At 68.6% G+C, this 26,300-nt stretch carries 26 protein-coding genes and 1 tRNA gene; 17 read left to right on the top strand and 10 right to left on the bottom strand.

From position 1 onward, the window contains the following. Positions 1-26 precede the first annotated feature (26 nt). The 6 genes from B7W94_RS02590 (at position 27) to B7W94_RS02565 (ending at position 6,302) form a co-directional block, all read left to right on the top strand. Positions 27-878, top strand: a complete 852-nt coding sequence (locus B7W94_RS02590; RefSeq protein WP_231729541.1) for a carbohydrate ABC transporter permease — start codon at positions 27-29, stop codon at positions 876-878. Further along, entirely contained in the window at positions 875-1,765 is an 891-nt protein-coding gene (locus B7W94_RS02585; RefSeq protein ID WP_082758470.1) for a carbohydrate ABC transporter permease, read from the top strand. The genes B7W94_RS02590 and B7W94_RS02585 overlap by 4 nt, the downstream gene beginning before the upstream one ends. Continuing rightward, positions 1,762-2,898 carry an SGNH/GDSL hydrolase family protein gene (locus B7W94_RS02580; RefSeq protein WP_062765967.1) on the top strand — a complete coding sequence of 379 codons (1,137 nt, stop codon included), beginning with the start codon at positions 1,762-1,764 and terminating at the stop codon, positions 2,896-2,898. Before B7W94_RS02585 ends, B7W94_RS02580 begins: the two co-directional genes overlap by 4 nt. Further along, positions 2,895-3,734, top strand: a complete 840-nt coding sequence (locus B7W94_RS02575) for an IclR family transcriptional regulator (RefSeq protein ID WP_062765964.1) — start codon at positions 2,895-2,897, stop codon at positions 3,732-3,734. Before B7W94_RS02580 ends, B7W94_RS02575 begins: the two co-directional genes overlap by 4 nt. Then, positions 3,734-5,053 (top strand): FAD-dependent oxidoreductase, encoded by a 1,320-nt coding sequence (locus B7W94_RS02570; RefSeq protein WP_062765961.1) that lies wholly within the window; start codon positions 3,734-3,736, stop codon positions 5,051-5,053. The genes B7W94_RS02575 and B7W94_RS02570 overlap by 1 nt, the downstream gene beginning before the upstream one ends. Before the next feature lie 91 nt (positions 5,054-5,144). Then, positions 5,145-6,302 (top strand): ROK family transcriptional regulator, encoded by a 1,158-nt coding sequence (locus B7W94_RS02565; protein ID WP_062765957.1) that lies wholly within the window; start codon positions 5,145-5,147, stop codon positions 6,300-6,302. 14 nt (positions 6,303-6,316) lie between these two features. Here the strand turns inward: B7W94_RS02565 and B7W94_RS02560 are convergent, their stop codons facing one another. Genes B7W94_RS02560 through B7W94_RS02545 form a run of 4 tightly spaced genes read right to left on the bottom strand, consistent with a single transcriptional unit; the run spans position 6,317 to position 10,445 of the window. Beyond that, positions 6,317-7,141, bottom strand: a complete 825-nt coding sequence (locus tag B7W94_RS02560; RefSeq protein WP_062765953.1) for a carbohydrate ABC transporter permease — start codon at positions 7,139-7,141, stop codon at positions 6,317-6,319. Then, positions 7,138-8,082 carry a carbohydrate ABC transporter permease gene (locus B7W94_RS02555; protein WP_062765950.1) on the bottom strand — a complete coding sequence of 315 codons (945 nt, stop codon included), beginning with the start codon at positions 8,080-8,082 and terminating at the stop codon, positions 7,138-7,140. The genes B7W94_RS02560 and B7W94_RS02555 overlap by 4 nt, the downstream gene beginning before the upstream one ends. Positions 8,083-8,093: 11 nt before the next feature. After that, positions 8,094-9,383: an ABC transporter substrate-binding protein gene (locus B7W94_RS02550; RefSeq protein ID WP_062765947.1), complete on the bottom strand. Its 1,290-nt coding sequence runs from the start codon at positions 9,381-9,383 to the stop codon at positions 8,094-8,096. A gap of 27 nt (positions 9,384-9,410) precedes the next feature. Next, entirely contained in the window at positions 9,411-10,445 is a 1,035-nt protein-coding gene (locus tag B7W94_RS02545) for a zinc-dependent alcohol dehydrogenase (protein WP_231729540.1), read from the bottom strand. 104 nt (positions 10,446-10,549) lie between these two features. Between B7W94_RS02545 and B7W94_RS02540 the strand changes: the two genes are divergently transcribed. The 5 genes from B7W94_RS02540 to mobF all read left to right on the top strand — a co-directional run bounded on the left by B7W94_RS02540 (position 10,550) and on the right by mobF (position 18,356). Next, positions 10,550-11,644 (top strand): enolase C-terminal domain-like protein, encoded by a 1,095-nt coding sequence (locus B7W94_RS02540; RefSeq protein WP_062765943.1) that lies wholly within the window; start codon positions 10,550-10,552, stop codon positions 11,642-11,644. Beyond that, positions 11,641-12,489: an amidohydrolase family protein gene (locus tag B7W94_RS02535; RefSeq protein ID WP_062765939.1), complete on the top strand. Its 849-nt coding sequence runs from the start codon at positions 11,641-11,643 to the stop codon at positions 12,487-12,489. Before B7W94_RS02540 ends, B7W94_RS02535 begins: the two co-directional genes overlap by 4 nt. Continuing rightward, complete coding sequence (locus tag B7W94_RS02530; protein ID WP_062765936.1) at positions 12,486-13,544, top strand: Gfo/Idh/MocA family protein; 1,059 nt, start codon at positions 12,486-12,488, stop codon at positions 13,542-13,544. Before B7W94_RS02535 ends, B7W94_RS02530 begins: the two co-directional genes overlap by 4 nt. Positions 13,545-13,574: 30 nt before the next feature. Continuing rightward, complete coding sequence (locus B7W94_RS02525) at positions 13,575-14,417, top strand: fumarylacetoacetate hydrolase family protein (protein WP_062765933.1); 843 nt, start codon at positions 13,575-13,577, stop codon at positions 14,415-14,417. Positions 14,418-14,885: 468 nt separating this feature from the next. Continuing rightward, positions 14,886-18,356 (top strand): MobF family relaxase, encoded by a 3,471-nt coding sequence (gene mobF / locus B7W94_RS02520; RefSeq protein ID WP_231729538.1) that lies wholly within the window; start codon positions 14,886-14,888, stop codon positions 18,354-18,356. Between the two features lie 75 nt (positions 18,357-18,431). Here mobF and B7W94_RS18040 read toward each other — a convergent pair whose 3' ends face one another. The 4 genes from B7W94_RS18040 to B7W94_RS02505 form a co-directional block, all read right to left on the bottom strand. Further along, positions 18,432-18,599, bottom strand: coding sequence for a hypothetical protein (locus B7W94_RS18040; RefSeq protein ID WP_157544403.1), 168 nt, complete (start codon positions 18,597-18,599; stop codon positions 18,432-18,434). A gap of 57 nt (positions 18,600-18,656) precedes the next feature. Next, positions 18,657-19,430: a Fic/DOC family protein gene (locus B7W94_RS02515; RefSeq protein ID WP_062765930.1), complete on the bottom strand. Its 774-nt coding sequence runs from the start codon at positions 19,428-19,430 to the stop codon at positions 18,657-18,659. 21 nt (positions 19,431-19,451) lie between these two features. Next, a complete protein-coding gene (locus tag B7W94_RS02510; protein ID WP_062765926.1) occupies positions 19,452-19,652 on the bottom strand; it encodes a hypothetical protein in 201 nt (66 codons plus the stop codon). A gap of 111 nt (positions 19,653-19,763) precedes the next feature. Beyond that, the gene (locus tag B7W94_RS02505) at positions 19,764-19,988 is read right to left on the bottom strand and encodes a helix-turn-helix domain-containing protein (protein ID WP_062767035.1); all 225 of its coding nucleotides are present in this window, start codon (positions 19,986-19,988) and stop codon (positions 19,764-19,766) included. Between the two features lie 98 nt (positions 19,989-20,086). Between B7W94_RS02505 and B7W94_RS02500 the strand changes: the two genes are divergently transcribed. Then, positions 20,087-20,740 carry a helix-turn-helix domain-containing protein gene (locus B7W94_RS02500; protein ID WP_139833230.1) on the top strand — a complete coding sequence of 218 codons (654 nt, stop codon included), beginning with the start codon at positions 20,087-20,089 and terminating at the stop codon, positions 20,738-20,740. Continuing rightward, a complete protein-coding gene (locus B7W94_RS02495; protein ID WP_062765919.1) occupies positions 20,737-21,999 on the top strand; it encodes a tyrosine-type recombinase/integrase in 1,263 nt (420 codons plus the stop codon). The genes B7W94_RS02500 and B7W94_RS02495 overlap by 4 nt, the downstream gene beginning before the upstream one ends. Before the next feature lie 33 nt (positions 22,000-22,032). Here B7W94_RS02495 and B7W94_RS02490 read toward each other — a convergent pair whose 3' ends face one another. Both B7W94_RS02490 and B7W94_RS02485 read right to left on the bottom strand, forming a co-directional pair. After that, positions 22,033-22,707, bottom strand: a complete 675-nt coding sequence (locus tag B7W94_RS02490; protein WP_062765915.1) for an alpha/beta fold hydrolase — start codon at positions 22,705-22,707, stop codon at positions 22,033-22,035. Between the two features lie 160 nt (positions 22,708-22,867). Then, positions 22,868-22,950 (bottom strand) — tRNA-Leu (locus B7W94_RS02485). Between the two features lie 144 nt (positions 22,951-23,094). On the opposite strand from B7W94_RS02485, the gene B7W94_RS18035 reads away from it, so the two are divergent. The 4 genes from B7W94_RS18035 to B7W94_RS02465 all read left to right on the top strand — a co-directional run. Then, on the top strand, positions 23,095-23,820 hold the full coding sequence (locus B7W94_RS18035; protein WP_025102897.1) for an FhaA domain-containing protein: 726 nt from the start codon (positions 23,095-23,097) through the stop codon (positions 23,818-23,820). Further along, a complete protein-coding gene (locus tag B7W94_RS02475; RefSeq protein ID WP_025102896.1) occupies positions 23,817-24,338 on the top strand; it encodes an FHA domain-containing protein FhaB/FipA in 522 nt (173 codons plus the stop codon). Before B7W94_RS18035 ends, B7W94_RS02475 begins: the two co-directional genes overlap by 4 nt. A gap of 7 nt (positions 24,339-24,345) precedes the next feature. Continuing rightward, complete coding sequence (locus B7W94_RS02470; protein ID WP_025102895.1) at positions 24,346-25,650, top strand: PP2C family protein-serine/threonine phosphatase; 1,305 nt, start codon at positions 24,346-24,348, stop codon at positions 25,648-25,650. Beyond that, positions 25,647-26,300, top strand: a 654-nt coding sequence (locus B7W94_RS02465) for an FtsW/RodA/SpoVE family cell cycle protein (RefSeq protein ID WP_172400048.1), incomplete at its 3' end; no start/stop codon positions are given. The genes B7W94_RS02470 and B7W94_RS02465, both read left to right, overlap by 4 nt.

Genomic DNA, 26,300 nt, shown 5'->3' with positions numbered 1-26,300 from the left:
GGTCGCGACGCAGCAGCGTCGGCCGGGTGCCGAACTGGTTCCTCATCCCAGCCCTCGTGTTCTACGCCGTCGTGGTGCTGTATCCGAGCGTTGCCGGCGCCTACTACGCGTTCACTGATTGGCGAGGGGGCACCGAAGCGAACTGGACGGGCCTGGAGAACTTCATCGCGCTCGTCGGGGACTCCGCTGCGGTCGCATCGCTGGTCAACACGCTGACCATCGCCGTCACCCTCACTCTCGTGCAGACCGGTCTCGGGCTGCTTCTCGCGCTGGCGCTGAACGCCGCGATCCGCGGACGTAACCTCATGCGCACCCTGTTCTTCGCGCCGATGATGGTCCCGCCCGTCATCATCGGTCTGCTCTGGCAGTACGTGTACACCCCGAACGGTCCGCTCGATTCCCTTCTGGAGATCGTCGGTCTCGGAGCTCTCTCGCAGAGCTGGCTGGGGAATTCGCAGATCGCCCTGTGGTCGATCATCGCGAGCGTGATCTGGCACCACGTCGGCATGTCGATGGTCATCTACCTTGCCGGCCTGCAGTCGATCCCCCAGGAGCTGTATGAAGCCGCGGCGATCGACCGTGCGGGTCCGCTGCGCCGGTTCTGGAGCGTCACGCGTCCGCTCCTCGGTCAGTCCACGACGATCGCCATGGCCTTGACGATGACCTCATCGCTCAAGCTCTTCGACCAGGTGTTCGTCATGACCGGCGGCGGCCCCGGTGTGGCCACTGAGACCCTGTCGCTCATCATGTACAAAGAGGCGTTCGTCTACGGCGAGTACGGCTACGGGTCTGCCATCGCCCTCGTCCTCACCATGATCGTGGCCGCGATCGTCTTCCTTCAGATGTCGATCACCCGTCGAGGAGAGGTCGAAGCATGAGTCTGTCCATCAGCAATGTGGTGCCCGCAGAGGCGCCTGCTCGCCGCACACCGCGGCGCCGGCGCGGGATCGGCGGCTACGGCAAGCCCGTGCTCGAGATCGTGATGGTCCTCGCCACGGTCGCGTACATGTTCCCGCTGTACATCATGGTCTCGATGTCGTTCAAGACGGCGGCGGAGGCGGCGGGCTCCCCCATCTCCCCGCCGCAAAGCCTCTACCTGGAGAACTACGCGACCGCATGGTCCGAGGCGGACCTCGGTCGAGCGCTGACCAACAGCCTCATCGTCACCGTGATCAGCATCACCGTCGCAGTCCTCATCGGAGCCATGGCCGGGTACGCCATCGTCCGGGGCACACGCCGCTGGAGCACCCCGAAGCTCGTGCTGTTCCTCCTCGGCCTGATGATCCCGGGGCAGCTGGGGATGGTGCCCCTGTACATCCTGATGCGAGACCTGGGGCTCCTGCAGTCCCACCTGTCGCTGATCATCTACTACGCGGGGTCGCTGATGCCGATGACCGTCTTCCTCTATGCAGGCTTCCTGAAAACGGTGTCGCCCACCTTCGAAGAGGCGGCGAAGATCGATGGCGCCGGGTGGTGGCAGACCTTCTCGCGAGTGGTCTTCCCGCTCTTGCGGCCGGTGACGGGAACCGTCATCATCATCAACACGATCAACATCTGGAACGACTTCCTGACTCCCATGCTCTATCTCGCCGGCACGCCGAACCGGACGCTTCCGGTCGCCGTCTTCTCGTTCCAGGGCGAGTTCGCGAGTGAGTGGGGGCTCATCTTCGCCGGCATGGTGATCGCGGCGCTCCCGGTGCTCATCGTGTACTTCTTCCTTCAGCGGCACATCATCCAGGGCTTCGCCGGGGGGCTGAAGGGATGATCGCACCCACGGCGCCGACCGGGCAGCTCACTCTGCGCCCGGTCGGCACCGACCTTCACCTGCCCGTCCGTGTGGCGCACAACGCCACGGACGGTAGCGTTCTCTCGCTGCGCACCCGCATGTCACACACGATGCAGCGCGCGACCGACAGCATCCGCCTCGTGTACGCCAACTGGATCAACGACGGCGGGCGAGAGGCGCCCGGCACGAATCCGATACGCGTCTCCGCGGCCGTCCGCACCGCCGACAGTCACGAGCACGAGGCGACGTTCGGCGGCGCCGCCCGAGTGCTCCTGGAACCGGGTGGGCAGGTCCTCTCCGACCCCCTCCCCATCCATGCCGGGGCGGGCGAGGTGCTCATCAGCAGCACCCTCGTCGAGGTGGATCACGCGGGCGAGAGGATCCCGCTGGGCTCCCAGATCCCCGGCGACCACGAATCTTACGGCTTCGGCCCCCGCCTCATCCTCACCGAGGCGAGCGCCGACGACGACCGACTCCTCGTCGCGGTGCTCGGCGACTCCAACGCGGTGGGCTTCGGGGACGGCGGCGCCGGCACGCTGCACCACGGGTGGCTGCGGCGCGCCTGCGAACCGGACATCGCCCATATCAACCTGAGCATCAGCGGCGCAACGGCACGTGGATCGCGGAGCGCCGCACATCTGCGACACCGATTCGCACTGCTGCGCGAGGTGCGGCCGGACGTCTTCGTCTCGGCGCTGGGCACCAATGATCTTGCCGACGCGACGGCGGATGCCGAGGCGCTGCGCGGCGACCTCCTCGCGCACTGGTCCGCCCTGCAGGCTCTCGGCGTGCCGGTGGTCGGTTGCACCGTGCCGCCCGTGACCGCGCCGCCGCACGTTTCAGGTGGCGTTCCCCGCGGCGCCGAGGCGACGCGCGTCGCCATCAACCGGTGGATCCGCACGATACCGGATCCCCTCTCCGGCGTGATCGATCTCGCCGCTGCCGTGGAGGATCCGGATCGACCTGGGCGCTGGCGTCCTGGCGCCTCCGACGACGGCATCCATTTCAGCACGCGCGGCCACATCGCGGTGGCCGGCGTCGCCCGCTTGTTCCTCGAGCGGACCCGAAGCTCACATCCCCACCAGTACGACGACAGAAGGCAGGACGCATGACGACGACAGACAACGAGACACCGGATTCGTCGAAGTCCGAGCCGTCCTCGCGCCCGACGCTCGGTCAGCGCAGTCCGATCCAGACCATCGACCGCACCGTGGACCTGATCACCGCGATCGCGGCGGCGGGCCCCGCCGGGGTCTCGCTGAAGGAGCTCGTCGAGCAGGCGGGCCTGCACGCGTCGACCGGGCGCACGCTGCTGAGCGCGCTCGCCATCCACGGACTCGTCGGCCAGATCGACTCCAACCGCCGCTACGTGCTCGGACCGCGGTTCTTCGAGCTGAATCGGACGTATCAGCTGCAGAACGATCTGAGCGCGGTCGCCGCCCCTGTGCTGCGCAGGATCTGGGAGCGGACGGACGAGACGGTGCATCTCTCGACGCTGCAGCACGGTCGCCGCGTCGACATCTCGGTGCTGGTGAGCCGGCAGCTGCTCAACATCAACCCGAGCAACATGCGCGCGATCGCGGATCAGCCCGATCCCCTCGCACACACGGCAGCCGGCAAGGTCCTGCTCGCCGGCGCCTCTCCGGCGGAGCTGGTGAACCTCACAGCCCACACCGCGAACCGGGCGCAACTCGATGCCGAGCTCGCCGCGGTGCGGTCGGCCGGCTACGCCACGAACTTCGAGGAGGAGACGCCCGGAGTCTGCGGCATCGCCGCCCCGGTGCGCGACCACACTGGACGGGTGACCGCCGCGATCTGCGTGGGTTATCCGGCGGCCCGGAGGAGCGACGTGCACGACCGGGCGCTCCTCGACGCCGTGGTCGAGTCCGCGGCCGAGCTCTCCGCAGTGCTCGGGTACTCCGGCGACATCGCCGAGGAGCGAGCCTGATGCTCGGGAAGCGCGAAGGTGCCGAGATCGACGTCCTCGTCGTCGGCGGAGGAGCCGCCGGAGTCCCCGCGGCGATCCAGGCCGCGTCCATGGGTGCCCGCACGATGCTCGTCGAGAAGAACGGCGCTCTGGGCGGTACGACGACGGTGGCCGGCGTGGCCCTGCCGGGGCTCTTCCACGCCTGGGGGCATCAGGTGATCGCCGGTATCGGCTGGCGGTTGGTGACCACGGCGGTGCGAGTCGCCGGTGATGTTCTGCCGGACTTCAGCGACTGGCGCCTGCCGCACTACAAGCTGCAGGTGCCGGTGAACGCCGCGCTCTACGCGGGCGTCCTCGACGCCGAGGTGCTGCAGGCGGGAGTCGACCTGCGGCTGCACACGATGCTGGGTGCGGTGGAGCCGGCGGACAGCGGGTGGACGGTCACACTCTGTGACAAGGAGGGTCTGTACACCGTGCATGCTCGGCGCATCGTGGACTGCTCCGGCGATGCCGATGCGGTGGCCCTCGCCGGCTTCGAGCGCCTCCGGAACGAGCAGCGTCAGCCCGGGACGATCATGGTCCGCTTCGGCGGCTACGACTTCGACCGACTCGACATCGACGCCCTGGACGCCGCGCACGAACGGGCTGTTGCGTCCGGCGAGCTGCGCGCGGAGGACCTCTCGATGACCGAGCGCCCCATGGCGCGCTTCCTGCGCGGGCGCGGGGAGAACGCCATCCATGTCACCGGCATCGAGGGGGGCACCAGCCTCACGCGCACGGCCGCCGAGGTCGAGGGACGACGGACGCTCACCCGGATCTACGGGTTCCTCCGGCGCCAACCCGGGCTCGAGCAGGTGCGCATCGAGTCGTGGGCTGTCGAGTGCGGGATCCGCGAGACCTTCACGATCGACGGGCACGAGCGCATCACCGTGCAGGATTACGTGAGCGGAAGACAGTGGGAGGACGCCGTCTCCCACAGCTTCTACCCGATCGACGTGCACCAGCCGGACGGGGACGGGATCGACATCCGGCCGTTGGAGTACGGCACGGTCCCCTCCATCCCGCGGGGGGCGATGATCCCCCGCGGCAGCGCGCATCTGATCGTCGCCGGGCGCGCGGTCGCCGGCGATCAGGAGGCGAACTCGGCGTACCGGGTCCAGGCGTCGTGCATGGCGATGGGACAGGCGGCCGGCGCGAACGCGGCGCTCTCGGCGAGCGCCGGGGTTCCGATGAGCGGCGTCCCGCTCGCATCGCTGCGCGAGCGGCTGCGGGCGGGCGGGGCGATCCTGCCGGGCGACGTCGCGATCGCTCCGCTCGCCTCGGCGCAGAGCCGCTCCTGAGTACGGCGCAGAGTCGATCCTGTGTACACTGAGCGCAACCGTTCATTCCATCGAAGCAAGCAAGAAAGACGTGGTCAGAGACTCAGGTGCGGTGCGCGCTCCGCGGAAGAACACCCGGGGCATCGTCCTCGACGTGATCCGCACGCGCGGCCCCATCAGTCGCATCGAGCTCGCGGAGGCGACCGGGCTCACGGCCGCGACGATGACGCGCGTGGTGCGCGATCTTCTCGCCGATGGCCTCGTCGTGGAATCCGGGCACGGCGCCTCCACCGGCGGCAAGCGCCCGATCCTCGTCGAGATCGACCCGACCGCGCGGTTCGCCGTCGGGATCCACATCGCCGCGGAGTCCACGGTCCTCATCGTCTCGAACCTGTGGGGTGCGATCGTCGGTCGCTCGCGTGCCGCCGCGCCCGCCGAGACACCTCCCGACGAGTTCCTCGACGGGCTCGCGACGAGTCTGCGGGACCTGCTCGATTCGCTCGGCATCGACCCCGCCCTCGTCGCCGGGGTCGGGGTGGCGGGCGCGGGAACCCCCGACCGCGATCTCGGCCCGTCCGCTTCGGCCTCCGCGGACCGCCGACGGGAGGGCTATCCTCTCCGGGAGGGACTCGCCCAACGGCTCCGGATGCGGATCGTGCTGGAGAACGAGGCCATCGCCGCCGCCGTCGGAGAGTACTGGAGCGGTGCCGCGGGAGAGATCGGCGAGCTGGCCGTGATCCACATGGAGACGGAGATCGGCGTCGGCGTCGTCACCCGGGGACGCCCGCTCCGCGGTGCGCACGGCGGAGCGGGCGACCTCGGGCACCTCTCCCTCGACGTGAACGGCGCGCCCTGCCCCTGCGGAGGCCGCGGGTGCCTGCATCTCATCGCCTCCCCCGCCGCCGCTCTGGAGCGTTACCGCCGCAGCACCGGCGAGGTCGTCACCATGTCGCGACTCGGGGCCGCCGCGGTGGCCGGTGAACGCGACGCGTTGGAGGCTCTGACCCCCTCGTTCACGGCGCTCGCTCAGGCCGCGGGTGCTCTGGTCACCCTCCTCGATGTCGAGCGCATCGTGCTCGCCGGGAGCGGCTTCGCGAGCGCCATCTCGTTCTACATCAGCGCCGTTCAACAGGAGCTGGACCGTCGTTCGAAGGCACGCGGGGTCGCCCCCGTTGCCGTGCAGTCGTCGGTGAACCCCAGGGATGCTGCAGCCGTTGGCGCGGCGGCCGTGGTGCTCCACGCCGACGTGCTCGACCCCACCGCCGAATAGACGCGCGCGCCGCCTCACCCCTTGAGGCCACTCGCGAATCCCTTGATGACGTACTTCTGCAGGAGGAAGAACAGCGTCACGACCGGAATGATCGCGATGAGGATGCCGGCGAAGACGATGCCCCACTGCGTGGCGAACTCACCTCGGAACGAGAAGATGGCGACCGTCAGGGTGCGCGCGTCGCTGCCGCTCAGATACAGCAGAGGCGTGAGGAAGTCGTTCCAGACGTGAATCGACGACAGGATGATGACCGTGCCGGTGATCGGCCGCAGCAGCGGGAACACGATCCGCGAGAAGGTCTGGAACCCGTTCGCTCCGTCGACGCGCGCCGCCTCCTCGTACTCGCGCGACTGGACCGCGAGGAACCCGCTGTAGAGGAACACCGTGATCGGAAGCTGCGAGCCCACGCTGAAGATGATGACCGACCACGGGGTCTGGAGCAGATGCAGGTCGCGCATCAGCTGATAGAGCGGCACCATCCCGAGCTGGATCGGGACCGTGATCCCGAGCGTGATGAACAGCAGCAGCAGCCGGTGCATCCGCCCGGCCCCGCGCACCAGCCCGTAGGCGGCGGCGGAGCCGAGCGCCACGAGACCGGCGACGCTCAGCGCCGTGATGAACGCCGTCTGCACCAGCGCGGCGAGCAGATCCGCCTCCGTCCACGCGGTGATGAAGTTCTCCAGGTAGAGCTCGGGCGGAGGAGCCAGCGTGGACTCGGCCACCGCCGGAGGCGACTTGAATGCGACCGTGACGAGGATGTAGATGGGGAACAGCGCCACCACACCCAGCACCACGAACGCGATCTCCAGCGCGAAGGTCCGCGGGCCATAGCGGTTCATCGGTCCACCTCCACCTTTCCGCGAAGCCAGAGCTGCACGAAGGCCGCTGCCGCGACAATCATCGCGAGCACCAGCGCGATCGCCGACCCGTAGCCCCAGTTGCCCAGCACGAACGACTGTCGGTAGGTGACCAGCGACAGCACGTCGGTCGCGTACCCGGGGCCGCCGTTGGTCATGACGAAGATCTGGTCGAAGATCTTCAGCGCCCCGACCATGGTCAGCGTCAGGTTGATGGTCGTGGCCGGGCCGAGCAGGGGCCGAGTGACGTTCCAGAAGGTCCGCCAGCCGCTTGCACCGTCGATCGCCGCGGCCTCGTAGAGCTCACCGGGGATCTGCTCGAGCCCCGCGAGATAGACGACCATCGAGAACCCGACGTTCTGCCAGATGAGTGCGACGATGACCGACCACAGCGCGATCGAGGAGTCCCCGAGCCACAGTGGTGCGAGGAAGCCCAGCCCGACGGAGTCGAGGACGCTGTCGATCGGGCCGTCCGGACTGTAGAGGAACTGCCAGAGGACACCGACGATCAGCGACGGCAGGATGAAGGGCAGGAAGAACACGGTGCGCAGGATGCCGCGGGTGCGCAGCCGCTGGTGCAGGCCGAGGGCGAGCATCAGAGCCACGATCGTCTGCACCACCACGAGCGACACCGTGAGCACGACCGTGTTCACGATGGATGCCAGTGCCGCAGGGTCGTTCGCGAGACGGACGAAGTTCTGCAGTCCGATGAAGTCGGCGCTGCGACCGCCCTTCGAATCGGTGAACGCGAGCGCGGCGCCCGAGAGGGTCGGGTACACCACCACCAGCACGTAGAGCACGATGGCCGGCAGGGCGAACCACAGGAATCCCGTGCGGCGCCCTTTCCGTCGGCCCGTCGGCCCGCGGAAGGCAGGAGACTCCGCCCGCGGCTGTGGAGGGGCGGGCGCCACGCTCGTCGTCATCGTCGTTCCTCTCAGCCCAGTGCGTACGCGGCGTCCATTGCCGCCAGCACGTCCTGAATGCTCGCCCCGCCCGTGGCGAGCAGCGGACCGTTCTGCATCAGCGCGGCCTGCGTGTCGCCGTTGACCCAGCGGTGGTTGACGAACGGCACGAACTGCTGCGATGCCAGGAACGGCTGCAGCGCGTCGCCGACGGTCGACGGCAGGGCCTCGACGCCGGCGAGGATCGGCAGCGTCTTGGTCGCGTCGGCGTACTCGGCGGCGCGCTCGGGATCCGAGAGGTACTCCAGGAACGCCTTGGCACCCTCGGGGTTCTTCGCCGTCGCGCTGACCGCGAGCAGCTCGGGCGAGAGCGGCACGAAGGTCTCCTCCGGGTCGTCCGTGGCCGGCAGCGCGAACGCTCCGACACCGTCCTCGCCGTCCTCGAAGTAGGAGAACAGCGCGGGCGAGTTCGACGAGACGAGCGGGATCATCGCGGCATCCCCCGCGGCGGTCTGCTGCATCGCCGCATCCAGAGTGGCCCCGATCGCGTCCTGCGTGATGTACTCCTCGTCGATGAGCTGGGTGTACTTGTCGAACACCTCGTTCCAGCCCTCGTCGTCCACGAAGCTGGTGTCTCCGGCCTGCATCTGCGCGTCGATGTCGTCGTTCTCCGAGCTCACGAGCGTCGCTGCCAGCATGTAGGGGATGAACTGCACCATGGCCGGGGTGCCGAGCCCCTGCGCCACCGGGGTGACCCCGGCGTCCTTCAGGTCGGCGCAGACGTCCAGGAACTCGCTCCAGGTGGTGGGCGGTTCCACGCCCGCCTCCTCGAAGACGGCCCTGTTGTAGAACATGAGGATCGACTGGCCGGAGGTCGGGTAGGCCCAGGTCTGGTCGTCAGTCTTCAGCAGCCCGCTGAACGTCTCGGGCACGTCCGCGGCCCACGGCTCATCGCTGAGGTCGAGCAGCGCACCCTCCTCGGCGAGCGGCAGCACGCCCACGGTCAGACTGCCGAGCGAGACGCGGACGATGTCGGAGGCGGTGCCGGAGTTGATCTCGATGCGCAGCTGCTCGACCAGGGAGTTCACCTCGACCGTGGTGGGGTCGAACTCGAATCCGGTGTCCTCGGTGAACCCCGCGTAGTACGGCTCGAAGCCGGCATCCTGCTCGGGGGTGATTAGGGCCGTGACTTCGGTGGGTGCCTCTCCTTCGGCGGCGTCGCCGCCGCCGCCGGAGCACGCTGTGAGTGCCAGGGCACCGATCGCGACACCGGCGATCCCGGTGGCGAGCCGGCGACGTTGCCGGGTGGATGCGAAGCGCATGTCTTACTCCTTCTTTTGAGGGGAAGGTCAGCTGTCGAAGCTGACCAGGATCTTGCTGGCCGTCTCGGGACTCGCGGCGAGTGCCGCGAAGGCGTCCGGGGCATCGGCGAGGTCGACGACCCGCGAGATGAGAGGGTCCAGGTCGGCCGATGCCGCCCACAGCGCGGTCGCTCTGAACTCGTCGTCGGTGTAGCAGAACGCCCCCAGCACCGTGCGCTCCTGGGTCGAGACCTCGTAGGCAGGCATCGACACCGTTGGAGCGTTCATCCCGACGAGGACGACGGCCCCGCCCGGCGAGGTCGCGGTGAGGGCGGTCGCCAGCGTCGCGGACACACCGACGGCGTCGATCGCGATGTCGACGCCGCCCGGGGCGCTCTCCTTCATCCGGTCGGCGTCCGAGGCGTCGACGGGCTCGGCACCGAGGGTCTCGGCGAGCGCGCGCCGAGATGGGGACGGTTCGCTCACGAGGACTCGTCGTGCTCCGATGCGCCGGGCGGCGAGGATCGCCGCCTGCCCGATGGGCCCGGCCCCGATCACGAGCACGTCGTCACCGGCCTTCATCCCACCGCGCACCGCGGCGTGGTAACCGACGGCAAGGGGTTCGATCAGCGCGCCGTGCTCGGCGGTCATCGACGGACTCAGGGGCACGATGTTGCCCACCGGCGCGGCCATGTACTCCGCGAACGCGCTGCTGACGCTGGGGTCGACGCCGATTACCCGGCGCGTGGCGCAGTTGTTGTCTCGCCCGGCTGCGCACGCAGCGCATTCGCCGCACGCCAGCGTCGGATTGATCGTCACGAGCTGGTCCACGCTCAGAGGCCCGACGTATCCGGGCGGCAGCTCGGCGATCCGCGCGACCGTCTCGTGTCCCATCACCTGGCCGGGTGAGCGACGACCGTTCTCTCCGGTGTAGCCGTGCAGGTCCGAGCCGCAGATGCCGGTGAAGAGGATGCGCAGCAGCGCATCGCCAGGGCCGCGGGCCGGCACGGGTCGCGGCTCGACCGACATCCGTCCGTACTCCGCGAGCACCAGCGCCTGCATGGTGGCCGTCACAAGTTCCATATATCGAACATCCGATCCATTGGTTGAACAACTGCCTGAAAGCTACTACGGTGGCTGCACAATGTAAAGCAGGGCATTCCGGCCCCAGTTCAGCGAGGAAATAGATGCGGATCACCGATGTCGTCACGAAGGTGGCGCCGTTCTCCCGTGGCACCTGGCTGGACGAGACGCGCGTCTCGACGCCGATGAGCGTGTTCCCACGGCACGCCGAGAAGCGCTCGACCTGGCGGGGCCCCGGTGCCGACCTGGTGTGGGTGCTCGTGCGCACCGATGACCCTGACGTGTGGGGGGTGGGGCAGTCGCGCGGGGGCGTCGTCACGGAGGCCCTCATCACCGGTCACCTCGCCAATCTCCTGCAGGGGCAGGACCCGCTTGCGCGCTCCGAACGGGTGGAGGAGCTGCGACGGGCGACTCAGCCCTACGCCGAGGGCGGCATCGCCGCGATGGGCATCGGCGCCGTCGAACTCGCACTCTGGGACCTCGCCGCCCGCGCGGCCGGCCTGCCTCTCGTCGGCATGCTCGGCGGTGCGCGGGGGCCGGTGCCCCACTATCTGACCGTCCCGCATCCCGATCTTCTCGCCCGGCTCGATCCCGAGGCCGTGCGGCAGGCGTGTGCGATCAAGGTTCCCGCACGTCTCGGCCCCGCCGACGGCCCCGGCGCCGTGGCGGGGGTGATCGCCGACCTGGAGCGCGTACGAGAGGCCGTGCCCGAACCCATCCCCCTGGCGCTGGACTGCTTCATGTCGTGGGACGTCGGCTTCACTCGGCAGGTCGCGCGCGCAGCGGAGGGGCTCGGACTGGACTGGATCGAGGAGCCGGTGCATCCGCTCGACCTCGACGGCCACCGCCGCCTGCGCGACACCGTGGCCCCGCGGATCGCCTCCGGGGAGCACATCTTCTCCCTGCGCGACGGGATCCGCCTCATCGAGGAGGGATGCGTGGACGTCGCGCAGTTCGACGTCACCTGGTGCGGAGGGCTGGAGGTGGCACGCACGCTCGGGCGGCACGCCGTCGACGCGGGCCTGCTCTTCGCCCCGCACGCGGCGAGCCTGCAGCCCTGGGCACTGCATCTGGTGAGCGCGTTCGGACCTGGCGTCTGGCTGGAGGTGCTGGTGGGCGTCGACGGCACCGCCAGCGTGCCCACCCTCGACGACCGGCCGGGCGTCGGACTCGAGCCTGCGGAGCTGGGACTCGCATGATCATCGACGCGCATTGCCATGCATGGCCGCGGTGGCCGTACCCCCGTACGGCCGACGCCGCCAAGATCGACACCGAGCGGTACGGCTCGATCCAGCGCCTGCGGGCCGCGATGACGGATGCCGGGGTCAGCCGCGCTCTGGTCGTGTCGGCGAATATCGGCGATCCTCCCATCGATGACGATTCCCACGTCGCCGCTGCCGCCCGTGAGGATCCGGAGACGCTGTCCTTCGTGGCGGACATGGACTCCCGGTGGAGTTCGACCTACCACGATGGTCGGATGACCGAGCGCGTGCTGGCACTGCCCGAGGAGGTGGCACGGATCGGAGTGGGCCACTATCTCGCTGACGGTGCGGACGGATGGTGGGACTCCCCCGATGCCGAGGGCCTCGGCATCGCGCTCGCAGAACGTGGGATGCTGCTGAGTCTGCATGCACCCCCGCCGTGGCATCCGGCAATCGGTGACTGGGCACGCCGCCACCAGGACGTGCCCGTCCTGCTGCACCACCTCGGTCTGGTCCGCGACGAGGACGAGCTGGCGGGACTGGTCTCCCTCGCCGACGCCCCCAGTGTCTTCGTCAAGGCGTCGGGCTTCGCCTATGTGGATCCCGAGGGCGCCGATGCTTCGTTCCCCACCGGCATCCGGGTGCTGCGAACGGTCCTCGAGACCTTTGGGCCTGATCGGGTCGTCTGGGGGTCGGACTTTCCCGTGTCGCCCGAGCACGGGATCGACTACGCGCGGGCGCTCGAACTCGTGCGCGACGTCGCGATGGGTTTCGGCGCACAAGCCTGCGAGGCAGTGCTGGGCGGCACGATGGCCGCCCTCTGGAGGAGGAGTACCGCATGACGTACCGCATCGCGGTGGTGGGTGCCGGCGACTGGGCCCGCCGCCACCACCTGCCCGCACTCGCTGATGATGCCCGCGCCGAGATCGCGGTGATCGTGGACGCCGACGCCGACCGGCGCGCACAGGCGGGCGCGCAGTTCGGCGCCCCCACGGCATCCTCCCTCGACGACGCGCTCACCGAAGCAGAGCTGGACGGAGTGGTCGTCGCCACCCCGCACTCGACCCACGCGCCCCTCGTGACGACCGCCATGGATGCCGGGCTCGCCGTCCTGGTGGAGAAGCCGCTCACCCTGACGTCTGCCGAAGCGATCGAGATCGTGCACCGGGTGCGCGAGACGGATGCCCTGCTCATGGTCGGGTACACGGCGCAGTACACGCAGGCGGCAAGCGCGGTGCGCGACTGGGTGACCGGGAGCATCGGCGAGCTGCGCCAAGTCATCGTCGAGTTCTCGTCGCGCGCCGGCGCCCTGTATGCGAAGACCGCTCCGGACGACGCGCGCAGCGCGTACTCCGCGGCATCCGGCGGTGGGCAGGCGACCACGCAGCTCACGCACGCGTTCGCGGCGATCTGCTACGCCACGGGGCGATCGTTCACTGACGTCTCGGCCTTCACCGCTGAGCGTGGTGGCCCCGTCGACGTCGATGACGTGGTCGCGTTCCGGCTGGAGGGAGGCGTGACCGGCGCCGCCGCTTCGACGGGGACCCTGCCGCCGGGGCTGCCGATGCGGCACGTCGTGCGTTACATCGGCAGCGACGGCATCGTCGAACATGACCTGCTGATGTCGACAGCCCGCCTCGACGATGTCGACGGCTCCTCGCGGCAGGTGTCGCCACCGCACTCGGAGGTGCCGTATCCGGCGAGTGCGCCGGTGCGCGCCTTCCTCGGAATGCTCGACGCCGCAGCGGACGGCGACGCTCGCACCGACATGGTGAGTCGCACCGCGCACAATCCCGCCCCGGTCTGGCCGGCCGCTGCGGCGGTCGCCGGCATCGAGGCTGTGCTCCGCTCTGCCGACAGCGGCCGACGCGAACGCGCTGTCTTCGTTCCCCGCTGACAGACCTCGATTCACGAAGAAGGACCATTCATGCACCTCCTCCGCCTCGGCCCCCTCGGCCAGGAGATCCCTGCCCTGCGCGACGACACCGGCGCGGTGCGCGACCTGCGCCCCCTCACCGCCGATATCGACGGGCGGTTCCTGGAGGCCGATGGCATCGAGCGAGCACGGGCTGCTGCTGCAGATCTGCCGCTCCTCAACGGGGCCGAAGCACTCCGGGTCGGCGCCCCGATCGCACGGCCCACGGCGGTGATCTGCGTCGGGCAGAACTACGCCGCGCACGCGGCGGAGTCCGGCGATGCCCCACCGGAGGTGCCGATCATCTTTTTCAAGCATCCGAACACGGTGGTCGGGCCTAACGACGACCTGCCATTCCCCCAGGGGGCGACGAAGCTCGACTGGGAAGTGGAGCTCGGCGTCGTGATCGCACGGCGGACGCATCGGCTTCGCTCGCCGGAGGAGGCGGCGAACGCGATCGCGGGATTCGTCGTCAGCCACGATGTGAGCGAGCGTGCGTGGCAGATCGAGGAATCCGGTGGCCAGTGGTCGAAGGGCAAGAGCGGCCCGTCATTTAATCCGCTCGGCCCGGCGCTCGTCCCGCTGTCCGAGATCGCAACCCCGCACGCGCTGCGGCTCTGGTCGACGGTGAATGGCGAGACCCGGCAGGATTCCAGCACCGCGGATCTCATCTTCGACGTGCCCACCCTGGTGTGGCACCTGTCGCAGTACATGGTCCTGGAGCCCGGTGACCTCATCAACACCGGCACGCCGGAGGGCGTCGCGCTCTCCGGCCGGTTCCCCTACCTTCAGCCGGGCGATGTGGTGGAGCTCGGTATCGAGGGCCTCGGGGTGCAGCGCCAGCGGGTGGTCTGAGCGGGTCTTCCGGTGCTGCAGGTTCGGGTCTCCTAGATGCGCTGGGAACCGTTGCCATGGTTCAACGGCTGCATGAGTAGCATCCGTGGTTAGCACGCCAAGAACGGTCCCTCGCACCAACGACGAATATACGGGCTCCCATCTTGTTTCTGGGCCCCGTCGTCGGTGACGCGCACAGCAGGACCACTTGAATACACACCAGACCGATCAAGGTTCCACACTGGCGCTCTCTACACCAAAAACGCAATCCCCGAACGTGGCGTTACACACGTCGGCTACGTCCGTTACAACCCGCAAAACCCTGATTCCCGACCAGACACCCGAGGACCCGAATATCAGCGAGGTCTTGGGACATGAAGTATCCACCGATCTCATTCAGAAGAACAGTGTCTTGAGATCTGACGCTGTCCTTCTGAATGAACGTATGCTACTGTGGTAGATAGTGTAGTTGCGGTACTAGAAACATCGGTGGTGATCCTCATGCATGGCGGCGTGATCCTGTTCCGGGGAACCGGAGCTGACGCGCGCCGTTATGTAGAGGCCGACCGCTCCCGCGCCGATGACTACTACCTCAGCGGGGAGGCGTCTGTGGCGGAGTTCACCGCGCTTGACGGCGACGGCAACGTGACCGCTGCGCTGGGGCTCGACCCGGAGGCGTATGCCGCGTGGGTGGACTGGACGAGCCCGCTCACGGGTGAGTCGATGGGGAGGCCGCGTCTGCCGGGTGAGGGGCGGCAGGGGTCGCCGCGGTTCGCGGAGATGGTGGTGAACGCCCCGAAGTCCCTCTCGATCGCCGCAGCCCTCCACCCCGAAGTGTCCGCAGCCCTCGACCGGGCGCAGCAGGATGCTGTGGCGGAGATTCAGCGCTGGCTCGCCCAGCACTCCGTGACCCGCGTTGGGCCGCGCGGCAAGCAGGAGGTTGTGCCCGTCGAGGCGTTGCAGACCGTGGCGGTGTCGCACCGCACGTCGCGGGCGGGTGATCCGCACCGGCATATCCACTTCCAGATCGGCACCCGCGTGTGGGCGGCGAGGAAGTGGCGGGCGTTGGACACCGCGGCGCTGTTCCGGCAGCAGGGGGCGATCCGCGCCCTCGGCACCGCCGTGATCGCCGCGCACCCGGAACTTGCGGAGGTGCTGGATCGGCGCGGCCTCACCCTCGATCCGGTATCGGGTGAGGTGGTCGAGCTCGAGCGGTTCAACGGCGTGATGAGCAAGCGCGGCGAGCAAGTACGCCGCCACCTGGAACGACTCGAAGCCGAGTGGGAGGCTGCCCATCCCGGCGAGTCGATAGGCCCGGTCGTCTCGGCCCGGCTTGCGGCGAAGGCGTGGGCGCATGAGCGGCCCGCGAAGAAGCCCACCACGCTCCGCGAAGAACACGCCTGGATCGCAGAGTTGCACGACGCCGGCTACGACCCCGAGACGTTGCGTCGGCCCGCGCGTCGTGCGCCGGCATCACTGGACGACCTTGCCGTGCAGACCGTTGCGAACCGTGCGCTGGATCGGTGCGCCGCGGGCGGGTCGGCGTGGACGCGGCACACGGTGCAGGAGCACGCGACCCGGATCATGACCGAGTACGGCGTGCAAGCCGCCTCGACCGAGATACGCGACTTCGCGACCATCGCCACCGCGTTGGCGGTGGAGGATTGCTTCTCGATCCTCCCGCCCGGCGCAGCAACGCCGGAGCATGTGGCGCACTTCACGAGCCTACGCGTGGTGCAAGCCGAGACAGAGTTGCGCGACCTGATCGCCGCACGAGTTCCGAAGCGCGAACCGCAGCACCCGGACGTGCGCGGCGCGGCGCGAGCGCGGAGCCTGGACGCCGGGCAGGAGCGCGCCGCCGCCGCGGTCGCGTCGACCGATCCGCTGGTGATCGTGGAAGGCGCAGCCGGAAGCGGCAAGACCACCATGCTCGGTGTTGCAATCGAGGTCGCGCAGGAGCACGGGCGGGTGTCGCGGGTGGTTGCGCCGACGTTGCGCGCCGCACAGGTCGCACACGACGAACTCGGCGTCCCCGCGACCAGTGTTGCGGCGCTCGTGCACGCGCACGGGTGGCGATGGAACAGCGACGGCGTATGGACACGCCTGACACCCGGCGACACCGACCCCGAGACCGGGCGCACCTACCAAGGCGCGTCCGAGGATGCGCGGCTGGTGCGGGGTGAGCGGGTGATCGTGGACGAGGCGGGGATGCTCGACCAGGACACCGCCATCGCCCTCCTGACCGTGACCGCTGAGGCGGGTGCGACGGTCGCGCTCGTCGGGGATCGCGCGCAGCTCGCCGCGGTCGGGCGCGGCGGGGTGCTCGACATGGCCGCACACATCCGGGGCCGCACTTTCGATATGGCTGAGGTGCATCGCTTCACCGACCCCGCATATGCCGAGGTCACGGTGCGGATGCGCGACGGCCGGAACCCCGGCGAGGTTTTCGACCAGCTCGCCGTGCTTGGTCTTGTCCGTCTCCACGCGAGCGGCGACGACGCGAGAGAGCACATCGCGCAGCATCGAGGCGATGGGGAAGCCGTCACGGTGACCTCGAACGATGAGGCCCGCACGATCAACGCCCGTGTCCGGGATGAGCGGGTTGCCCGCGGGGAGGTCGACGACCACGGCACCGTCTCCGGGAGCGACGGCCTCCCCGTCGGTGCGGGTGACCTGATCCAGACCCGTAAGAACAACACCGAGCTTGGTGTGGCGAACCGGCAGCAGTGGATCGTGCAGCACGTCGAGCAAGACGGGTCGTTGCGCGTGCGGGAGGCCGGGGACGGGCGGAAGCGGCAGCGCACCGTGCGCCTGCCCGCCGACTATGTGGCCGGGTACGCGCATCTGTCGTATGCGGCGACCGCCTACGGGGTGCAGGGCGCGACGGTGGACGGGTCGCACACGATCCTCACCGAGACCACCAGCGCCGCGAGCGTCTACGTCGGCATGACCCGTGGCCGGGAGTCGAATGTGCTGCATATCGTGGCCGAGAACCAGGCCGACGCGAGGGCGCAGTTCATCGAGGCGATGGAACGCGACCGCGCCGACCGCGGCCTCACCGACGCCACCGAGCGGGCGGCCGAGGCAGTGCGCGGGCTCGTGGATGAGGGGCCGGTGCGTCTCGTGCAGACCGAGCGAGCACGCCTCACCCAGATCATCGAACGAGCGGAGCAGAGCGCGTCCGTGTTCGAGGAGGCCGCCGCCCGATTCGCCGCGCAGAAAGACACCCACCGCGCAGAAACTCAGGCGATCAGAGAACTCGTCACCCATGCGAAGGAGCGTGTGGAGCACACCCGCCACGAGGTCACCGACGAGGTCGAGACGCAGGCGCGCGCCGACGGGCAAGAACTCGCCCACGCACGGGCACGCCTCCACGACGCCCGCGGCGAGGCGAGAGCAGCGAAGTTCGGGCGCAAGCGCACTACCGCCCGGAACAGCGACGCCGCCGCCGAATCTGTCGAGAGGATCGAGCAGCTCATCACCCAGACCTGGGGCACCGCGCCATCGCCCTGGCACTCCATCACCGAATGGGCGAACACCATCGCGACGCAACAAGCCGGCGCCCACCCAGAAGTGCAAGAGGCCGAACACTCCCTCAGCAACGCCCAGACCGCGAAACGTCAGACGCGCGAGCGGCAAGGCATCGAGCAGGACCGCCTCACCATCGAGGTGTACGGGGCGGAGCAAATGCGGCAGATGCGCGGCACCTTCCGCATCCCGAGCCCTAGAGCCGATGCCGAACGCGCCAGGCAGCGCGCCGCCCGTGCGCGGCAGATCATCGCGGAACTAGACGCACGCCCCGTCGCAGAAGCAGCCGAATGGCTCACCCAAAGGCGCGAGCAGCAGCGAATCGAGCGCGAAGCGCTCGAAGCCCGCCAGGAGGCGCTCACGCGCCGGAACGCCGGGCCGACGAGGACCGGCCCGGATCAGCAACGAGGAGCCCCCGGGCTCAGTTTGTGACGCAGTGCGTTCGTGCTGCGTGTAGGCAATCTCTGCGCCGATGCACTCGGCTCGGGAGCCTTGAGCGTTGGAACCTCAGTCCGCGTCCAACAGCCGGACGATGTCAGCGATGTTCCCGCTGACGCGACCGGCGGCAACGTCGTGCAGCAGCGCGATTTCCTCTGCCGTGCAGTGTTGCCCCTCCATTGCCCAGGACGCGACGATATTCGCCACCTCATGCTCTACGAAGCTCTGATCGGGCACGGTGCACCTCCTTGCCATCGTTGCTTGAGTGATCGTCTGTTCAGCCTTCATCACGCGCTACAGAGATAGCCCGCCGTGCGGTGCTGGCGGTTCCGGGCGGCGCGTCTCTGTCCTGAATGGCCCCGCTCCCGGGCCGGGGTGTCGTCGTGTGCGTGCTGCGTCGAGTTCGCGATCCAGGACGTCCGGTGTTCGGGAGATGCCCCGCGCTTGGAAGCTGCGCACCTGCTCCACCGTCAGGGTGGGGATATGTTCGAGACGGTGCAGGTTCGGGCGGATCAGAGCGTCGATGCCCGAGTGATCTTCCACGATGGCGAGGGTGCGGGCGTGGGCGAACACGTCGCCGGGAATCTGCGCCCAGTCGATGACCCATCCGGCGTCGCGGGCGAGCTGGTTGAACATGATGTGCTGACTGCGCGTGTTCACGTCACGGAACGGATGGATCGCCGTCGTCTCGCCCCACACCCATGCCAGCCCGTCGGAGAACGCATCCGCGTCCAGCCCGCGCAAGTAGTCACGCTCAGCAAGTGCACCGAAGACGCGCTCGGCCTCGGGAACGATGAACTGGGGGCGGCAATGCGCGACGCCGGTGCCACCGGGGTGGGTGTCGGTGTCGCGAATGTCGCCACCCCAGACATAGAGGTCTTGCGTCAGATGCCGGTGGGTGGCCTGCAAGTGGGCGAGGTCGAAGCGGCCGGGGATGGGGTGCTCGGTGAGTTCGACCATGCGCTGATGGATCGCGGCCGTCTCGACGGCTTTCCAGCGGTCGTAGTCGGTGATGCCGAGCTTGTTGATGAGAACATCGCTGTTCGGGTAGCTGTAGCGGTCGGGCACTGGTGCTCCTGCCCGGACGGGTTACTTGCCGGAGAAACGGTCGAGCGCGGCTGCGATCGCCTCGCGCACCGCCTCATTCCCGGACAGCTCGCCGCGCACTTGGCGGCGGGCAATCTCCCGATCCGCCTCGGACACAACCGCCCCGGCCGTCTCTTGACCAGCCTCGACCTCGGCGAGCACACGCCGGACATGGGCCTCGGATACGGGAGTCTTGAGAGCCATTCGGGTGCCTCCTTGTGGTCGGCGTTCTCAGATCAGTCTACGTCGCGACACCGACATTCACAGGGAAGCCGGGATCGGGGGTGCCGATTCGGCACCACCGGCAGCGGAGCGTCAGGGCTCGCCATTGTCGGCCGGGGTGTCTGCGAAGAGGGCGAGGAACTTCTCGCGCGGGATCACGATGCGCCGCCCGAGCTTCACATGCGGGATCGTGCCCTCGTTGATGCTCGTCGTGATCGTGCGGGGATCGACCCCGAGAGCTTCGGCAGCTTCCTTGCGGGTGATGACCAGGCTGCGCCGCTTGCGAAGGTCGTCCATGTCGAGGGTGCTCTGCCGCATGGTCACACCATCCGTTCCAGTCGCGCGCGTAAATGTGATTCTCCCTACCGTAGAGAATCGCACTTGCGCTGTCAAGTATCGCACTGTAGATTTCTTACATGGAAACAGAAAGGGTGCGGGGCAACCCCGCAGGGATCACGAACACGCACGTCGCGCAGAACATCCGCGCCGCCCGCCAAGCGATCGGGATGGACCTGCGCACCATGTCCGACGGACTGCACGCGGCAGGCCGGAAGCTGTCGCCGTCGGGGATCAGCAAGCTGGAGACCGGGGATCGCCGCGTGGACGTGGACGACCTCACCGTCATCGCCTACCTGCTGCGCACCACCCCCGCCGCGCTCCTGACCCCACCGGACGAGCAGACGACGCTCACCGGCGTGCCCGAGGGGTATGAGCCGGAAGAGATCGACAGGTGGATGCGCGGGGAACTCGTGCTCACCGATGAGGGGCTGTTCAACTACTGGCAGCAGGAATGGGTGATCTGCACTGACCGCATCCATCACCTCGAAACCACCCTCGAAGGCATGACCGCCCCCAGCAAGGACGACCCCGAGAAGACGAGCGCGCACCCGAAGACCATCGCCGCCTACCAGGAACGCTTGGAGACGGCCCGGGCACGCGCACGCGTGATCCAGGAGCGGGGCGTGCAGCTCGACCCCGAGGGGCGCGTGTTCAACGCCGCCGACTACGCCGAAAACTACGGCAACACCCACCGGCCCGGACAGACCACCGCGAGGAGCACCCTGTCATGACCAAGAAACGACAGTCCGCAGGGCAGGGCCGCGGGGGTGAGAAGCAGCAGCGACGCTCCCGCTCTCGGCAGCCCGGCTCGATCCAGTCCTACGACACCGACCAGGGGAAGCGGTGGCGGTTCCAGATCTACGTCCTGAAAGATCCCGAGTACCCCGAGATGGGATCGCGCAGGCTCACCCGTTCCGGGTTCACCAGCACCGACGAAGCCAACGACGCCCTGCAGGAGGCGCTCAGGCAGCGCAAGCAGAACGAGAAGTTCGGCAACAAAGTGCCCACCGTGGGCGTCTACGCCGACGAGTGGGTGGCGGGGTTGAAGCTCGCCGCGTCCACGATCACGGGGTACAAGAAGATCATCCGCAACCACATCCGGCCCCAGCTCGGCGCGATTCGGCTCGACAAGCTCACCGCCACCCGGATCGCCCGCCACTACCGCGACCTCGAAGACCACGGCCGCAACGACGAATACGGCAAGGGCAAGCCACTCTCCGCGAACTCGGTCCACAAGGTGCATGTCGTGCTCGGTGCGATCCTTGACGCCGCGATCGACGATGGTCACCTGACGGTGAACCCGGCGAAGAAGAAGCGCACCGTGAAGCCCCCGAAGTCCAGCGAGGTGCGGGCGCAGAAGCCCGAGATCGCGACGTGGACGGCCGAGCAGTTGCAGACGTTCCTCACCTGGAACCGCGACACCCTCGAAGACGAACTGTTCCCGCTGTGGCGGCTCATCGCTTACACCGGCATGCGCAGAAGCGAAGCCCTCGCGCTCAGATGGTCGGATATCAACGCCAAGACGATGCGGGTCAGCATCCGTCGCGCCGTCGATACCGACGATTGGACGAAGACGAAGACCACCAAGACCGGGCAGGCTCGCGTGATCGACGTAGACACCGAAACCCTCCGAGTGCTCGCCTCCTACAAGGTCGCGCGGGCTGAGGTGTCGTTCGAGCTGGCGAAAGCCGACGCCTATGTCTTCGGAGACGACGACGGCAAGCTCCGGTCACCCGACGCCATGACCAGCCGCTGGGACCGCCGCTTGAAGTGGGCGACCGCGAAGTTCGACACCCTGCACCGCGTCACGATCAAGGGCCTGCGCCACACCCACGCGACCCTGCTACTCGAACTCGGGGAACACCCCAAGGTCGTCCAAGAGCGTCTGGGGCACTCCACGATCACGACGACGATGAACATCTACTCCCACGTCACCCCGACCATGCAGCGCTCGGCCGTAGACCGCTTCGCCGCCCACCTCGGCTCCTGAGCCCCGCACGAACGACGAACACCCCTCGGTTCGTCAGTCGTTGTCTGCCTCCTGTGCGCTCACGCGAGTCAGGAACTCTCTCAGCAGCGTCGCGAAGGCCTCGGGTGCCTGCATGTGCGACTGATGCCCAGCGCCGGGGATGATGCATAGCTCCGCGCCGCGGATGCCCGCCGCGAGAGTGCGAGCCGCGGGCATGTTCGGACGATCCTTCTCACCGCACAGCACCAGCGTCGGAGACGACACCGCATCGAGCTGACCTGAGAAATCGGCGCGGCTGACCGCTCGCATCACCGACAGCATCACATCCTTGCGCGCGCCCTGCTTCTCCAGCACCTTGGCCGGAAGTAGGCGGAACACTGCGCCCTGCACGGCCATGAGCGCACGCGGCGGCTTCACCTGCCCCGCCGCCAACGTCAACGACCGAACCCGCTCCGGGCGATCGAGCGCGACCTGCAACGCGATCATCGCCCCCAGCGACAGCCCGCACAGATGCACCCTGTCAGCACCGTGCCGCTCGATCTGCTCCCACACCGCGTCAGCCGCGCCATCGAGGCTGAACGAGACCGCCCTGTCAGACCCGTCACCGGAGCCAAAGACGTCCACAGCCAACGAGTCGAAGCCCGACGGCAACACGGCACGCTGCGCATCCCAGGCATCCGGGCTCTCACCCAGCCCGTGCAGGAACACGACAGTCTGGGCGGCTTGCATACCCTCCATGATCCCACGGCACCAAAGACAGCGAAGCGCCGAATGAAACCACTCGGACAGCCACCAGCGCGGGGGCTTAGCACTTTTTCTAGCACTTCCGACGAAAACGACCCCTGACCTTGGGAACTAAATCCCAGATCAGGGGCCTTTTTCACTCGCGTGCGCGAGGGGGGACTTGAACCCCCACGTCCATACGGACACTGGCACCTGAAGCCAGCGCGTCTACCATTCCGCCACTCGCGCGAGCGTCTCGCTCCGAAGAACTCAACTTTCCGAGGATATCACGCGTTTTCGCCCGCGTTGCACACCCCGGCAGGGGCGTCGGCGGCGTTCCCCCAGGTCACCTGGCTACGATGTCCCTACCGGTCGGCATGCCAGAGGAGCCCAGTGGGACTACTTGACAGCTTTGAGAAGGGTCTCGAGCGCGCAGTGAACAGCGCGTTCGCGAAGACCTTCCGCAGCGGCATCCAGCCCGTGGAGATCGCTTCGGCGCTGCGACGCGAGGCGGATACCACTGCGGCCGTGGTGAGCCGTGACCGCATCATCGCGCCCAACAACTACGTCGTGCGCCTGAGCCCCGACGACGCGGAGCGCATGCGCGGGCTCGGTGGCGCGCTGACGGACGAGCTGCACGCACTCCTGACGAAACACGCGAAGTCGCAGGGCTACAGCTTCGCCGGCCCCCTGTCCCTCACGCTCGAGGCGGACGACAAGGTCGCCACCGGCACCGTGCGCGTCACCTCGGGCACCGTCGAAGGACGCGTGAGCTGGCAGGCCGTGGTCGACGTCGACGGACGCCGGCACACCCTCACCCGTGCCCGCACCGTGATCGGCCGTGGCTCCGACGCCGACATCACCATCGCCGACGCCGGATCCAGCCGTCGTCACGCCGAGATCCTCTGGGACGGCGAGCGCGCCATGCTCCGCGACATGGGATCCACCAACGGCACGAAGGTCGACGGGCAGAAGCTCCGCGAGGCCGCCCTCCCCTCCGACACCACGATCACGATCGGTCGTACCGACCTCGTGTTCCGCATCGTCCCCGTCGCCACCCCGTCGCGGTCGTCGCGCCCCGACGACGACGCGACCCGCGTGTTCGGAGCCCTCGGATGAGTGAACTGGTCCTGCTCCTGCTCCGCATCGGCTTCCTCGTGCTGATGTGGTTCTTCGTGTTCGGGGTCGTCTACTCCCTGCGCGCCGACCTGTTCGGGGTGCGGGCTCGGAAGCTCCCCGCGGAGGCGACAGCGGGAGCACCCGCCGCCGCTCCGGCCGCGGCACCGGCGGCCCCGCCCCGTCCCTCGTCGGCGCGACCGTCGACCGGCCCCGCGACCGTGGCCACGGCGAAGCGCCTCGTGATCACGTCCGGACCGAAGGCGGGTCTCGAACTGCCCCTGGGCTCCGACGCGATGACGATCGGCCGCTCCAGCGAATCCGCCCTGGTGATCCGCGACGACTACACGTCCAGCCATCACGCCCGGCTCCTGCTCCGCGGCGACACGTGGGCGATCCAGGACCTCGACTCGACGAACGGCACGTTCGTGGCCGGCCAGCGGGTGACGGGCGGCCCGGTCTCCCTCAGCCTCGGCACCCCGGTCAAGGTCGGCGCGACGACGTTCGAGCTGAGGGCCTAACGCCGGCATGGTCTTCGAAGGCTCGAGCGCCGCGATCTCCCACACCGGGAAGGTCCGCTCCAACAACCAGGACTCCGGGTACTCCGGGGCGAACCTGTTCGTCGTCGCCGACGGCATGGGCGGACACGCGGGCGGCGACGTCGCCTCCAGCATCGCGATCCAGCGCATGGAGCCGCTGGATCAGCCGTACTCCTCCACGGAGGACGCGCAGGCCGCCCTCCAGGCCGCCGCCACGACGGCCGCGGGCGACCTCATCCGCGCCGCGAAGGATCGTCCCGAGCTCGCCGGGCTCGGCACCACGCTCAGCGCGATCATCATGGTCGACGAGTACGCCGTCATCGGCCACATCGGCGACTCGCGCATCTACCTCTACCGCGACGACGCGCTCACGCAGATCACCGCGGACCACACCTTCGTGCAGCGACTGGTCGACTCCGGCCGGATCACCCCGGAAGAGGCCCGATACCACCCGCGTCGTTCGGTGCTCATGCGGGTGCTCAGCGACATGGACGCCGACCCCGAGCTCGACATGTTCGTCATGCACGCGCAGCCCGGCGACCGCTGGCTGCTGTGCTCCGACGGCCTCTCGGGCGTGGTGGACGAGGCGCGCATCCTCAAGGCCATGCAGCTCGGGCTCGCCCCGGGGCGCACGGCCGACAACCTCCTCAAGCAGGCCCTCGACGGCGGCGCCCCGGACAACGTCACGATCGTGATCGTCGACGTAGGCGGACAGCACCCCGTCCACTCCGGCACGGCCACGATCGTCGGCGCGGCGTCGAACCCGTCCGGGGTCTACGTGCCGCCGGTCCGCGCGCCGCGGAGCAACTGGCTGCACCCGGTGCGGCAGGCCGCGAACGAGCCGAGCCACTTCGAGCCGGCGCCCGAGTACCTCGAGGAGCTGATCGAGGAGGATCGCCGTCGCGCCAAGCGCCGCCGACTGGGCTGGATCGCCGGCGCGGTCGTCGTCCTCGCGATGCTCGGCTTCGCCGCGTTCGCGGCATACAGCTGGACGCAGACGCGCTACTTCATCGGCGCCGACGAGGACAGCGTGGTGATCTTCCAGGGCGTGCAGCAGAACATCGGTCCGATCACCCTGTCGACCCCGGTCGACGACACCGAGATCCTCCTCGCCGATCTGCCGCCGTACCAGCGGGCCTCGGTCGAGCGCACCATCAGCGCCCGCTCGCTCTCGGACGCGATGGCCATCGTCGACCGGCTCCGCTCCGGCGCCGAGGCCAACATCATCGAGCAGACGCCGCTGCCCACCCCGCTCCCCTCGCCGAGCGAGACGCCGTCGGGAGGTGCCGGATGAGCACCGACGTCCAAGCCGACACCACCGTCATCAAGGCCCTGCGCCGACTGCGCATGCCTCAGACGCAGCGCAACCGCGAGTTCTGGCTGCTCCTCTTCGCCTGCGCGATCAGCGGCGCCGCCCTCACCCTCGTCCAGCTCGGCGCTCTCGGCACGATCGACCCGATGATCCTGGCGATCGGCGGCGGACTCGCCGCCCTCGCCTTCGCGCTGCACGTCGTGCTCCGCTTCGTCGCCGCCGACGCCGACCCGTTCGTGGTCCCGATCGCGACGCTGCTCACCGGCCTCGGCGTCGCGATGATCTACCGGATCGACATCGCGTTCGGGAACACCGGGTGGAACGCCTACTCCACCAAGCAGCTCGCCTGGACGGCCATCTCGCTCGCCGGTGCGATCGCGGTGGTCATCCTGCTGCGCAACTACCGGATCCTCTTCCGGTACACCTACATCTTCGGCCTCGCCGGCATCCTCCTGCTGCTCCTGCCGTTCGTGCCCGGTCTGCGGATCCCCGACGCGAACGCCCAGGTCTGGGTGTCGCTGGGCGGCATGTTCGCCTTCCAGCCCGGCGAGCTCGCCAAGATCTGCCTGGCGATCTTCTTCGCCGGTTACCTCGTGCGCACGCGGGAGAGCCTGACCTCGGTCGGCAAGCGG

It is taken from the genome of Microbacterium sp. LEMMJ01, assembly GCF_002114135.1.
Lineage (GTDB): Bacteria > Actinomycetota > Actinomycetes > Actinomycetales > Microbacteriaceae > Microbacterium.
This window is presented reverse-complemented; position numbering and strand designations above follow the sequence as displayed.

Coding starts and splice junctions, on each gene's coding strand:
- B7W94_RS02575 (WP_062765964.1), top strand. CDS start 2,895: ATGACGACGACAGACAACGAGACACCGGATTCGTCGAAGTCCGAGCCG.
- B7W94_RS02490 (WP_062765915.1), bottom strand. CDS start 22,707: ATGCAAGCCGCCCAGACTGTCGTGTTCCTGCACGGGCTGGGTGAGAGC.
- B7W94_RS02580 (WP_062765967.1), top strand. CDS start 1,762: ATGATCGCACCCACGGCGCCGACCGGGCAGCTCACTCTGCGCCCGGTC.
- B7W94_RS02555 (WP_062765950.1), bottom strand. CDS start 8,082: ATGACGACGAGCGTGGCGCCCGCCCCTCCACAGCCGCGGGCGGAGTCT.
- B7W94_RS02495 (WP_062765919.1), top strand. CDS start 20,737: ATGACCAAGAAACGACAGTCCGCAGGGCAGGGCCGCGGGGGTGAGAAG.
- B7W94_RS02475 (WP_025102896.1), top strand. CDS start 23,817: ATGAGTGAACTGGTCCTGCTCCTGCTCCGCATCGGCTTCCTCGTGCTG.
- B7W94_RS02510 (WP_062765926.1), bottom strand. CDS start 19,652: ATGGCTCTCAAGACTCCCGTATCCGAGGCCCATGTCCGGCGTGTGCTC.
- B7W94_RS02570 (WP_062765961.1), top strand. CDS start 3,734: ATGCTCGGGAAGCGCGAAGGTGCCGAGATCGACGTCCTCGTCGTCGGC.
- B7W94_RS02505 (WP_062767035.1), bottom strand. CDS start 19,988: ATGCGGCAGAGCACCCTCGACATGGACGACCTTCGCAAGCGGCGCAGC.
- B7W94_RS02585 (WP_082758470.1), top strand. CDS start 875: ATGAGTCTGTCCATCAGCAATGTGGTGCCCGCAGAGGCGCCTGCTCGC.
- B7W94_RS02540 (WP_062765943.1), top strand. CDS start 10,550: ATGCGGATCACCGATGTCGTCACGAAGGTGGCGCCGTTCTCCCGTGGC.
- B7W94_RS02545 (WP_231729540.1), bottom strand. CDS start 10,445: ATGGAACTTGTGACGGCCACCATGCAGGCGCTGGTGCTCGCGGAGTAC.
- B7W94_RS02550 (WP_062765947.1), bottom strand. CDS start 9,383: ATGCGCTTCGCATCCACCCGGCAACGTCGCCGGCTCGCCACCGGGATC.
- B7W94_RS02525 (WP_062765933.1), top strand. CDS start 13,575: ATGCACCTCCTCCGCCTCGGCCCCCTCGGCCAGGAGATCCCTGCCCTG.
- B7W94_RS02530 (WP_062765936.1), top strand. CDS start 12,486: ATGACGTACCGCATCGCGGTGGTGGGTGCCGGCGACTGGGCCCGCCGC.
- B7W94_RS02470 (WP_025102895.1), top strand. CDS start 24,346: ATGGTCTTCGAAGGCTCGAGCGCCGCGATCTCCCACACCGGGAAGGTC.
- B7W94_RS02500 (WP_139833230.1), top strand. CDS start 20,087: ATGGAAACAGAAAGGGTGCGGGGCAACCCCGCAGGGATCACGAACACG.
- B7W94_RS02535 (WP_062765939.1), top strand. CDS start 11,641: ATGATCATCGACGCGCATTGCCATGCATGGCCGCGGTGGCCGTACCCC.
- B7W94_RS02560 (WP_062765953.1), bottom strand. CDS start 7,141: ATGAACCGCTATGGCCCGCGGACCTTCGCGCTGGAGATCGCGTTCGTG.